Genomic DNA, 11,208 nt, shown 5'->3' with positions numbered 1-11,208 from the left:
GTTTGAGCAGCGTGGTGAGGATTTTGACAACCGTTGTCTTGCCCGCCCCGTTGGAGCCGAGCAGGGCGAAAATACTGCCCTTTTCCACCTCGAAATCCACGCCCTTTAAGACGTGATGCTGCTTGTAGGATTTTTGCAGTCCTTTTACTTCGATTGCTTTTTCCATCCCGATATCCCCCCTTTTACTTTGGTTTATCCGTAACCTTTTTTATGGCCTTGTTAGCTTCTTGGTGGGCAGATTCCTGATAGATGTCAGCGTAAGTTTTTGAATCTTTGATTAGTTCGTCGCAGAAAGCCGCTACGTCACTGCCCGTCACTTCGAGCACGCCTTTCCCCAAGGCCGCGCCCTCTTCAAAAAGATCGACAATCCCCGAGAGCAAACCCGTCCCGTCGGTTAGCTCAACAGGGCCGACCTTAAAGAGATATTTTTGAAGCTCTTTATAAACAATCCGATAATCTTGCGGGAGCGATTTGACACGCGCCACATGCGCTCGCCACTCTTTTTTGCCTTCGATGATATCTTGTATGCTCATTTTCATCCTCCTTATTTACCCAATTTTTTAGCGATATTATTGTTGAGTTGCTCGCGCCACTTGTCGCGATAAGACTTTGCCCCTTCTTCGCCGGCCAGCGCTGAACAGAAGCCTTTGATATCGTCACCCAAAACCTCATGGACACGCTGACCGTCCGCCGCCGTTTCTTCGAGCAGGCCAAGGACACCGTCAAGAATTGGCATGAGGTTGCGACCGGTAAAATCTGAGTGCGGCCAAAGATTGGCATTAATTTTTTTCCATGCCGCTTGATAATCAGCCGGCAGCTTTTTGGCTCGCGATTCAAACGTTTTAAATTCTTTAGTCATGTCGCTGCCGGTAATTTTTTCCCAAAAATTCATTATTATTTCTCCTTTAACTCGTTAATTTTTGATGATACGAACTCCCATTTTCCCCAGAACCTCCGCAGCTCCTCACGCCCTGCGTCATTGATCGCGAAAAACTTTCGCGGCGGTCCCATGTCGGAGGGCTTCTTGGTGATCTCTACCAGCTTGTTTTTTTCAAGTCGGATCAGGATGGTATATACCGTTCCCTCCACAACATCTGTGAAGCCGAGGGCGTTCAGCCGCCGCGTGATTTCGTAGCCGTAGGTTTCTTTGCGGCTTATAATTTCAAGGACGCAGCCCTCAAGCGCGCCTTTGAGCATTTCCGTTAGGTTTTCCAGCACAATCACCCCTTGCTATTCTGTATGACAGATATTCAGTATCACTGATATTCAGTATTACTTACTACCTCTATAAAGTAACACGTAGTAGTTGGTTTGTCAATTGCGGTTTTTCTAATATGTTGTTGTGATAATGAATCTCAACTAAAACGCAAGTTGCTAGCCGGCAAGCAATGGGACTGCAGCCACAAACCCAGAAAGGAGGTGGTGCCCAAATGTCAACGAACAATAAACCCAATAAATTGGCCAAGGAAGAGTCCCGAATGTGCTGCAATATGCTTACAACCACCCAACATCGCGGTGGTGTATGCTATTAATTTCTTAAAAAACATGCAGTAGAACCTTAAATTTAGAACATCCAAAGGAAATATTATCCGTGTTATACTGATTACCGACATGAAATGAAAGCGCATTCATGCTAAGCGGAAATAAAGGAGGAATCATGACCGAATGTATCGCAGCAAGCTCTTTCACACCACAAGGAGGTATACGATGAAGAATGATGTGTTACCTGATTTCATGAAGACAACCAGGCTTTTCAAACGACTGTCGGCTGTTATTCTTATCGCCGCTTTGGCTCTTCCGATGACAGGGGCGATAGCACCCCTTACAGTTACAGCCGAGGCGAACAACTTGACGGGCGGCCATGTAGACAAGATTATATTCGGCAACACGGAATCGGAGCAGGCACACCAATTCAAAGGCGATTTTACAAACGGGGTTACCGGCGCTTTAGGCGAATCCGCAAGAGTTGCGCTTCCGCGTACCCCGGCCGATATTCAGGGCGGAGAAATGACGTTTACGATGGAAGTCGATCCGGCCGCCCAAAACTATTTCACGGTTAAGTTTTGGGGGAGCGATGTGTCAAGCTATAAAACGATGGCGTACATTAACGGCGAGCAGATCGGATACCGCCGCATCGGTGACTATCAGCCGCTCGAAATGGGGACAAGCGGAGCTTTGCCGAATCGTTTTTATTACAGCACGACGCTGCTTCCTTTGGAGCATACGCACGGGCGCGACACCGTCGAAATTACATTAAGGACGTTCAGCAACAGCTTTGGCACTAATGTCGATCAGGCGTCAAGAGGATATTACAACGCTTATACGCATAACGAAGCTTATTTGGATGTATCCGATGAGGTGCAAGGCTCCAAGCTCGAGGAAGGAAAATCCTATCTAAGAGACGATATAACGGAGGAAGAGAAGCAGACTATTATCGACAAATATACATTATCCATGATCAATACGTTTAATACGTATTCCGCTAGAATAGATGGCAGCCCGGGCGCCAAAATATCGATCGAACGGTATAAGGACGAACTGCGGTTTTATGCGAGTGCGCTCCATTATGATTGGTCTCCTGCCAAGACGGCGGACGAGAAGCGGGCAGCGCTGGAACGTATTTTCAAAGTCATCGACAACCATGTCAAGGATTATTACGGAAACGTCCGGCTGGTGACATGGGGCGGTCATCAAGGCGACTGGGGCGGCTATTACGGTGCGCTGGGTGAGGCGCTGTACATCGTTGAACAGCTAATCAAGGATGACGCCATTTATGGCGATGCGGCATTCAACGCACTCCTTGATCAACCGTTTGCGACTGGAACGGTAAACGGGCCGTACTCCATTGAAGGAGTGGACTGGAATGGCGGCGAGTTGTCTCGCCGTGAAGCGTGGGAGCGCGTGCTGAAAGCGAATTTCGATTTTGCCCGCTCGAGACTGTCCTACATCTATAATCAAGTGTTGTATACGTACGAAGGCGCATGGGAAGCGCACGAAGGATTGCGCATGATCGGCTCTTCGTTCTATGAAGGCAGAGAGCGCAGCCATCAGATTCTTCTTGAAGCGTTAGGCGGGCAACCGTTCCTTGGAGAAGAAGTGCTGGTCGGCCCGAGCGGCGAAGAATTGAACTTGTATCATTCCTTGTTCTATCACGACCGGACGGCCCGATTTACGGAAGATTATTTGCAAATTGTCGCTAAGGGACTTGCGAAGAGCAAGCTGGATGCGAACGGGAATGTCGTCAGACGGCTGCCGTACGGCAAGCATTACACAGGCCTCACGGAAGCGGGACTGACAAGGGAAAACGGATATGTCGCCAATTACGGCGAGGCGGCTAACTACCTTGTGAAGTACTTCTACAAAACGTTAAACCACGCCGGCGATGAGGAGTTGAGCGATGAAATCCTGAAGCTGGCATTGAAAAACTTGCATGCCCGCGGGTTTGTCCGGCACTCGTCATTGGATAACGACGGCAAACGAATTATGAGAACGGAACAAGTCACGGATGAGCGGAACCCGGCTCTGCCAGGTTTCTACGCGTATGGCGCGAGAGCTGAAAAGGGAATGGCGCTGCAGTACGCTTCCCTGGAAATGGCGATGGTTCATAACGAGCAAAGGTACAGCGGCCCGGAATGGGACGAGTACTGGCGGTATGCGAAGGAAGCGGTCGGTTTCGCTCAGCAGCAGCTTGCGGATCATCAAATGTTCAATTTCAGCTTCGGAGATCGAGGCACGAATAGCGGAGAGGATTATCATTTGGCGGACACTTATAAATACGTCTCCGGCGAGCGGACCGATTTCAGCCGCTTCGGCGGTCAATTGACGGCAGGCGCCGTCCTCCCGCAGACGGATTTCAATTATTATACGGAAGAAGAAATAACGGCGCTTGGCGTAAATCCGGCCGACTATGGGCAGTTTGCCTGGGCGGACGTCGACAACATGTTCATCTCGCTGCGGGACGGCGACTTCAGAATGTTCGGTAACCTGAACGAGCTTAATAAAGGCTACAGAGCGAACGGCAGACTTCACGTGCTGGAAGATAACTACGACCATATCGTCCAGATTGCGACCGACGGTAAATTCCAATATGAAGACTATTGGATTCGCATGAACGATATCGACGTCATTTTCTTTGAAGATCAAATAACGAATGGCGCAACAGCGCCGCAATCGATGGCGGGAGAAATCATTCCGATCACGTATCAGTCTGGCGTCGGCAAGACGGACCGCGATAATTTTGAGGCCGATACGCCTTATGCCGGTTATCCGGATTTGCTGACGGCAAGGTACGGGAAGTATTTCATGGTGTTCAATACAACCCGCGATGTTTATGGAAACGAAAGATCCTTTGATGTCACAATACCTGCGGATTATGAGGGAAGTACCGTCCTCGATCTGGTATCCGGTCAACAAATCCCGATTGCGCGCAACGGGAAAGTAACCATATCGCCAAAAACGGCGATGGTGTTGAAATTAACGTCCGACTATCATAAAGACAAAGAGCCGGATACCGTTCAATTTGCAAGTGCATTAGCAGGCAACGGTTATGCGGGAATTACCTGGAAAACGACGGCCGGCGCACAAACCTACAACATTACACGTTCGGAAACGGAAAACGGCAAGTACGGCGTTATTGCAACCGGCGTAACAGGAAATTACTACAAAGATTCGACGGTACAAAACGGCAAGGCGTATTATTATAAGGTTTCCGGTGTAAACGGCGTTGGAGCCGGAGATGAATCGTATCGCGCGAAGGTTGATCCGACTGTTCCGGTATCGGGACTGGCCGATACCGCATGGCGTGACGACCGTATCGGTACAACGGTGGGCAGCGCCGCGGTATCGGGTTCGAGCATTACGATTACCGGTGCAAACGGGCGCGGATTGGGAGAAGGCGATGACCTGATCATCTACGATCGGGATATCCGGGATTCGCTGCATTTTGTAAACCGGGTTGCAGCCGGCAGCAGCACGGTCAGCGCCAAGCTGGACAGCTGGAGCGGAAGCGCAAGCGGCATCATGATGCGTGACAAGCTGCAGGACAATACCCGATCTATTTATTTCGGTGCCGACAGGGATGGCAATCTCGTACTGCAGAACCGAACGAGGGATTCCCGCCACGCCTTCTCGGAAGAAAAGAAAAGTCCGATGAATGCCATGCTGATCGGACTTCGCGCGCAAGACTATCCGTATCTGAAGCTGGTTCGCGATTACGATTCGCATTACATTCACGCTTATGTATCCCGGGACGGGGAGAATTGGCAAATGGTAAAGCGGATGTTTACTCCGTTCCCTTATGCGGTCTATACGGGTGTCGTTGCGGCCGAGGATGCGGTCTTCAGCGGCGTAACCGTAGAAGAGACGCCGCGCGGACAAGTGTATCCGTATGTAAAAAGAGATGGAGAAAGCATTTCGCTTGAATGGAACAAACCGAAGCAGGCGGTCAAATTCAGCCTTTTCCGTACCTATGATACGGGGGCAAGCATAACCGGTCCGGTATTTAAAGCAGGCACTTTGGAGCTGGAGGATAACTCGCCATGGACTGCTTTGGTTTCGGAATCACCGTTATTGTCGCATGTGGACATCGGACCGGGCTTCGACGATTTCCCGGCCTATAAGATTGCGGCTATATCCGCAGATGGAACAATGCTCGGATTTTCCGATACGGTCTATCCGCCGAATGTAACGGCTGCGCCTCACGTATCCGGCATCAGGGTGACAAACTACCTTGAAGGTCTGGACGATGAGATCGAAGTGTCTGGTCTGCCTGAAGGCACCGTCGTGAAGGTATACCGTACGCCTACAGATCTCGCTGTACTTGGCGCAACCGTAACGGGGAGCACGTATGGTACCGTAAGTATTCCGCAAATCGGCGGAGAGTCCGGCATTGTATACGTATCCGCAACTGCTCCGGGCAAGATGGAGAGCGCGAGAACGGCCAAGTCTTATCCTGGCGAAAACGGACTCATTCATTTAAAAGCGGAGAAAGATGCCACGCTTCGGTTTAATACTACGGGGCCCGGCGACGCAACGTGGATGACGATTCTTTCCACTGGGACGGCCGAAGGCAATAAAAGATTTGGAATCGTTACATTTAATAACGTACCGGATTTCGAGGATGCCAATATCGAGTCCATTACATTAAAAATGTATCGAAACAATGGGAGATCGGCGAACCTTCGCGCACACCATATCGAATGGGATAACTGGAAGGAACCGGGAGGCGGAGGTACGCTTGGAGCCGAATTGAAAAACGAGTACTTTAATGGAAGCTCGGAAGCGGCGTTAGGCTACTTCGACGGGCCGCATGCATCTGCCGTCATAACGCCTGAAGATGCGAATACGGAGTATGGCATTAATGGCAGCTGGTATTTGGATGTGACAGAGATTATCAAGGCGAACCAGGGCGAAAGAGCCACATTCCTGCTGTCGGTACCGAGCGGAGAAGTGAACCCGCTCACGAAAGAATATACTTCCGGTACCAGTATCCCCGGTCAGTTCGGACCTGAATTGATCGTGAAATATAAATCGGATAACATGACAACGCCGCCTGCCGCATCCGATATCAGAGTAACGAATAATGAGGAAGGAATTGCGGATACGGTTAAAGTTTCCGGGCTTAAGGAAGGAACGGTTGTGAAGGTTTATCTAAATTCCTCGGATACCGCAGCACTGGGAGCCGCAACCGTAACCGAAAGCACTTACGGAACCGTAAGCATTCCTCAAATCGGTGTTGCTCCGGGAACGCTGTATGTTACGGCGACCGCCCCGTTCAAGCTGGAAAGCGGGAAAACGGCAAAGTCGTACATCGGCGAACCTGTCAACTACACGAAGGGCAGCTACTATGCGTACCTGAAAGAAGTAGAGCGGGTCGGCGAAGAGGCTGCTGAAAGTTTGCTGGTCCAGGTCCCCGTATCGCTCTATTCATTTGAAGGCAATACGGACAATGCCTTCGGGGGATCGCACGCGTCAGCCTTCGGGACGCCCGCATACACGGAAGGAAAGTTCGGTCAGGCGATAGATCTTGACGGTACGAACAGCTTCGTAACCTTGCCTTCTCAGCATCCGATGCCAACATCCGATGCCGTTACTGTGGCCACCTGGGTGAACTGGAGGGGAGGAAATGCGTGGCAGCGTATTTTTGACTTTGGTAACAACACCAATCAATACCTGTTCCTTACGCCCAGATCCGGCGGTGCAAATTCGCTTCGTTTTTCGATTAAGAACGGCGGGAACGAACAGCTTATCCAAACCTCGCAGCTGCCAGTGGGCGAATGGGTACATGTGGCGGTGACACTGGGAGGAGGTACGGCAAAATTGTATGTCAACGGTGAGGAGAAAGCGTCGGCGGTCAATTTCACGATCAAGCCGAGCGATTTCAAACCAAGTCAAAACTACATTGGCAAGAGCCAATGGCCGGATCCGTTGTTTAACGGCATGATTGATGAATTCCGTATCTATGATTACGTCTTGAGCGCGGGAGAAATTCAAGCGGCGATGAACAACACGGCGAAACCATGGGTTGACAACAGTTTGGTCACGGTTTTGCTCGCAGAAGCTGCTGCCCTCGATGGAGCGCTATATACCGAATCTAGCCGGCAAGCGCTTGAGTCAGCGGTCGCGGAAGCGAAGGCTCTGCCTGCGGACGCAGATCAAGAAACGGTTGACCATGCGGCTGTGAATTTATTGAATGCGCTTGAGTCGCTGGAGCCGTTATCGGACGGTTCGGAATAACTCGAATCATTTGATTAGGAATCCAACCGGAGGGTCGGCATCAGCCGGCCCTCTTCTCGTATTGGTTATCGCTGTATCGTTTTTTTGAAGTCGGTCTAATACTATATTTTCAACGAACGCGGCATGGATGACAGATTTTAGATTCTGGAGTAACATTTCCCACTTGCACTTCGTCTGTATGCTCAAGAGGAGAGGATATGATGAAATCCAACCATAAGCGGCTGATATTTATTCTCGCTATCGCCGCCATTATTACTGCTACAGCCGCCTGCTCGAAGGGCAATTCAGGAGAAGTCACCGATAATATTGGACAAAATCAAACCATGAGTCAGGATACAGGTCATCAAAATATGGAAGGCCAAATGAGGAATAACGGAACGGAGCCTGCAAACGGTGGGGCCACCAAAAGCCCTTTGGCAGAACAACCCGCTGACGACGCGGCGGGCAGCGAATCGCTCTTTGTCGATATTCCCGTGTATGACGGCACAAGCGAAATCAAAATGACGATAGATGGAAAGGAAGTCACCGCCAAGTTTGAAAGCTTGGCCCCTTTTGAGCCATTCGGTCTCTACGTGCCGTCCGTGCTGGAGCGTTACGATATGGAGGATGGCGTTGAATTCGGGTACGATACTCGAAATCTGATTACGATTGGCCCATTCAGCCAATTTGCCGTTGAAGAAGCCGATCTGAAGAAAACGTACGAAGCGCTTGTACCGTTTGCGGAATATACTGGCTCACAGCCGGAAGGCGGCGATAATCCCGCCATTTTAACCGCTTTTTTTGCCTTCGAACATGAGGGGATCCGATACGGAATCCGCTTCCGCTACGGAAAGGACGACGCCGCAACCGCTGTGCCGCTTTTTCTGGAGACAATTCGTACCTTAAAGCTCGTGACGGAAACGAAATTGGATGGAACAAAAGGGCAGGCATCTCAAAACACAAAATGAATATAGAAAGCAAAAGACTGGAAATCAGCTGTGAAAGGGATAGCGGCACTGGTTTTATCTATCGTCATATTTTTCCGCATATGTTGTGTTTATAGGCGGACTACTTGTATGAAAAAAAAGCTGAACCGGGAGTTCGGCTTTTTTTTCATTAGAGTAGCCCTTATACAGGAATATTTCAATCGCATATGGAAGACATATACAAATCAAAGGGGTGACATTTATGGTAAATGTTCGTTTGGCTACTTTAGACGATGTTGATGAACTAGTTCAAATGCGTTGGGAATTCTCGGAAGATGAGCACAGAAATGGTATAGTGAGCTTTGAAGAGTTTCACATGACTTGCAGCGAATTCTTGATAAAAGCGATTAAAGGCGGAGACTGGTACATTTGGATTGCAGAAGTTGAAAAAAATATAGTATCGCATATGTATTTGCAACTCATACATAAAGTACCGAGGCCTGGTAAGTCCCCGGCCCCTTACTTCGGATATGTTACCAACGTTTATACTCGCTCTGATTTTAGAAGTCAAGGTATCGGTACCCAAATTCATATCGCTATGGAACAGTGGTCAAAAGAGAATAGCGTCGGGTTCCTTATCGTTTGGCCAAGCAGCGAAAGTGTTCCGTTTTATTCGAGAAACGGCTTTTTTCAATGTGAAGAAGCCATGGAAAAACATTGCTGATAAGAAATGTCCGATCCCCAAGCAGCAACCACTTACCCCAAAATTGCGTCAAGTATTTGGAAACACCTACGGGTTATTACCTGCGATTCGACCTGAACGATAACGGTGGTTATGCATGTTCTCTATTAGATCCAATCATGTTTGTTTATTAAATGATTTCAAAACAGTAACAATATGAGGAGCAACCAAAAGATGATCTTATCCGGCAAAAGAATGACTTTTATAGCGATATCCGCAGCTCTGGCGGTCGGATTGGCGGCATGCAGCCCGGGAACCGGCGCTAATTCACAGGAGAAATCCCCCTCACTAACGGAACCTAACACCAAATTACAGGTGAAATCCTCCTCGCTGTTGAACGAAACAGGCAATACCATCAGCGAGCGATTCACTCTCCCGGCAGGATACGAGCGCTCCGAACTGGAACCGGATTCGGAAGAAGGCACGTTCGCGGCATACCTCCGTGATCTGCCTTTGAAGGCGCATGGCTCCAAGGTTTTTCACTACGACGGTACGGTCAAACAAAATACGCGAGCTTACACTGCCGTAATTGACATGGATGTCGGGAAGAAAGATTTGCAGCAATGCGCAGACGCGGTGATGAGGTTGAGAGGCGAGTACCTGTATCAAAGCGGACATTTTGATCAAATTCGGTTTCATTTGACGAACGGTTTTCTCGTTGATTACAGCAAATGGATGCAAGGGTACCGGGTGGCGGTGGAAGGGAATGAGACGGAATGGGTGAAAAGTGCCGTGGCATCGAACACTTATGAGGATTTCCGCAAATATATGGAGTTTGTGTTCATTTATGCGGGATCACTGTCCTTGTCTCTAGAAATGAAATCCGTCCCGGTCACGGATATGCGCATCGGAGATGTGCTTGTCCAAGGAGGGACTCCCGGCCACGCGGTCATTGTCGTTGACATGGCAGTACACCGGGAGACCGGGAAGAAGCTGTACATGCTGGCCCAAAGCTACATGCCGGCGCAAAATATTCAAATTTTGACGAATCCGAACGACAAGGAATTAAGCCCGTGGTACGTGCTGGACGATCAACAAGAGGACATCCGTACACCGGAGTGGACGTTTACGACTCGCGATCTGAAGCGGTTTTAATATGTCAGATCAATATCAATCTTACAGGGGATGCAGGAGGTCATAATTTGATTCTCGCATCCACCATGACTGAAAAACAGAGAGCAAATATGTTTTAGACTTTAGAAAGGAAGTGGCGACTTGTTTTATAGAAGGAAGTTTTACATCGTAAAAAATGAATTTGTTGATATTTTTAATACGCATTTTAATGAAACTAATTTGCCAAATCAAATTAAACATGGTGCTCGATTAATTGGAAGATGGATGATACCGAATCATAATTCGACCACTGAAATATTTGCTATTTGGGAATATGACAGTTATGAGAAGTATAAAGAAATAGAGACGAATATTAGGGGGGACAGTGAACACATCATTAGGATAAATAAATGGTATGGAAAAAATGGCGGTAGAGATTATGTGAACTGTAACCCCGTTTGTGGACACTTAATAAAAAGTGCTAAGCTGAAAGTAGATGGCTCCTGTATTCGTCAGGAGTCATCTTTTTTAATCCCCATTGATAGCGAGATGTGTTGTACATTAGGATGTATTCGTTAACTCTTTGACGAAGCTCTTCTATGGTTTGGCAGTCCTCATAATCTAACTCATCTTTCATATGACCAAAGAAGGACTCCATGGGTGCGTTATCCCAGCAGTTACCCTTGCGAGACATGGATTGTGTGAACCCCGCATTCTTTACTTTCTGTTGAAACACAGGATGGGTGTAGTGCACCCCTTGGTCCGAGTGAAGGA

The 11,208-nt window shown here is 48.7% G+C and carries 10 protein-coding genes; 5 read left to right on the top strand and 5 right to left on the bottom strand.

The features are described from left to right. From H581_RS33590 to H581_RS0109995, 4 genes are all read right to left on the bottom strand, one after another. The coding region (locus H581_RS33590; RefSeq protein ID WP_036718379.1) for an ATP-binding cassette domain-containing protein at positions 1-166 on the bottom strand (166 nt) is incomplete at its 3' end. Between the two features lie 16 nt (positions 167-182). Further along, positions 183-533 carry a DUF1048 domain-containing protein gene (locus tag H581_RS0110005; protein ID WP_028609872.1) on the bottom strand — a complete coding sequence of 117 codons (351 nt, stop codon included), beginning with the start codon at positions 531-533 and terminating at the stop codon, positions 183-185. A gap of 11 nt (positions 534-544) precedes the next feature. Further along, on the bottom strand, positions 545-892 hold the full coding sequence (locus H581_RS0110000) for a DUF1048 domain-containing protein (RefSeq protein WP_028609871.1): 348 nt from the start codon (positions 890-892) through the stop codon (positions 545-547). 2 nt (positions 893-894) lie between these two features. Beyond that, entirely contained in the window at positions 895-1,197 is a 303-nt protein-coding gene (locus H581_RS0109995; RefSeq protein WP_281169530.1) for a PadR family transcriptional regulator, read from the bottom strand. A gap of 510 nt (positions 1,198-1,707) precedes the next feature. Between H581_RS0109995 and H581_RS36365 the strand changes: the two genes are divergently transcribed. The 5 genes from H581_RS36365 to H581_RS37065 all read left to right on the top strand — a co-directional run bounded on the left by H581_RS36365 (position 1,708) and on the right by H581_RS37065 (position 11,013). Then, on the top strand, positions 1,708-7,734 hold the full coding sequence (locus H581_RS36365) for a LamG-like jellyroll fold domain-containing protein (protein WP_051250631.1): 6,027 nt from the start codon (positions 1,708-1,710) through the stop codon (positions 7,732-7,734). A gap of 197 nt (positions 7,735-7,931) precedes the next feature. Beyond that, positions 7,932-8,681, top strand: coding sequence for a hypothetical protein (locus tag H581_RS0109985; RefSeq protein ID WP_156889550.1), 750 nt, complete (start codon positions 7,932-7,934; stop codon positions 8,679-8,681). A 220-nt stretch (positions 8,682-8,901) separates the two neighbouring features. Then, positions 8,902-9,363: a GNAT family N-acetyltransferase gene (locus H581_RS0109980; RefSeq protein WP_028609868.1), complete on the top strand. Its 462-nt coding sequence runs from the start codon at positions 8,902-8,904 to the stop codon at positions 9,361-9,363. 192 nt (positions 9,364-9,555) lie between these two features. Then, complete coding sequence (locus tag H581_RS0109975) at positions 9,556-10,476, top strand: DUF4846 domain-containing protein (protein ID WP_211231457.1); 921 nt, start codon at positions 9,556-9,558, stop codon at positions 10,474-10,476. 120 nt (positions 10,477-10,596) lie between these two features. After that, positions 10,597-11,013 (top strand): NIPSNAP family protein, encoded by a 417-nt coding sequence (locus H581_RS37065; protein ID WP_156889549.1) that lies wholly within the window; start codon positions 10,597-10,599, stop codon positions 11,011-11,013. Here the strand turns inward: H581_RS37065 and H581_RS0109970 are convergent. Then, positions 10,916-11,208: IS3 family transposase (locus tag H581_RS0109970; protein ID WP_028609866.1), on the bottom strand; the 293-nt coding region annotated here is incomplete at its 5' end. The two genes, H581_RS37065 and H581_RS0109970, sit on opposite strands and share 98 nt — an antisense overlap.

Origin of the sequence: Paenibacillus harenae DSM 16969, from assembly GCF_000422465.1 — a bacterium.
GTDB classification, from domain to species: Bacteria; Bacillota; Bacilli; order Paenibacillales; family Paenibacillaceae; genus Pristimantibacillus; species Pristimantibacillus harenae.
Note: the sequence above shows the minus strand (reverse complement) of the source record. Positions and strands in the feature narration are given on the sequence as shown.

Coding starts and splice junctions, on each gene's coding strand:
- H581_RS0110005 (WP_028609872.1), bottom strand. CDS start 533: ATGAGCATACAAGATATCATCGAAGGCAAAAAAGAGTGGCGAGCGCAT.
- H581_RS0110000 (WP_028609871.1), bottom strand. CDS start 892: ATGAATTTTTGGGAAAAAATTACCGGCAGCGACATGACTAAAGAATTT.
- H581_RS0109995 (WP_281169530.1), bottom strand. CDS start 1,197: ATGCTCAAAGGCGCGCTTGAGGGCTGCGTCCTTGAAATTATAAGCCGC.
- H581_RS36365 (WP_051250631.1), top strand. CDS start 1,708: ATGAAGAATGATGTGTTACCTGATTTCATGAAGACAACCAGGCTTTTC.
- H581_RS0109985 (WP_156889550.1), top strand. CDS start 7,932: ATGATGAAATCCAACCATAAGCGGCTGATATTTATTCTCGCTATCGCC.
- H581_RS0109980 (WP_028609868.1), top strand. CDS start 8,902: ATGGTAAATGTTCGTTTGGCTACTTTAGACGATGTTGATGAACTAGTT.
- H581_RS0109975 (WP_211231457.1), top strand. CDS start 9,556: ATGATCTTATCCGGCAAAAGAATGACTTTTATAGCGATATCCGCAGCT.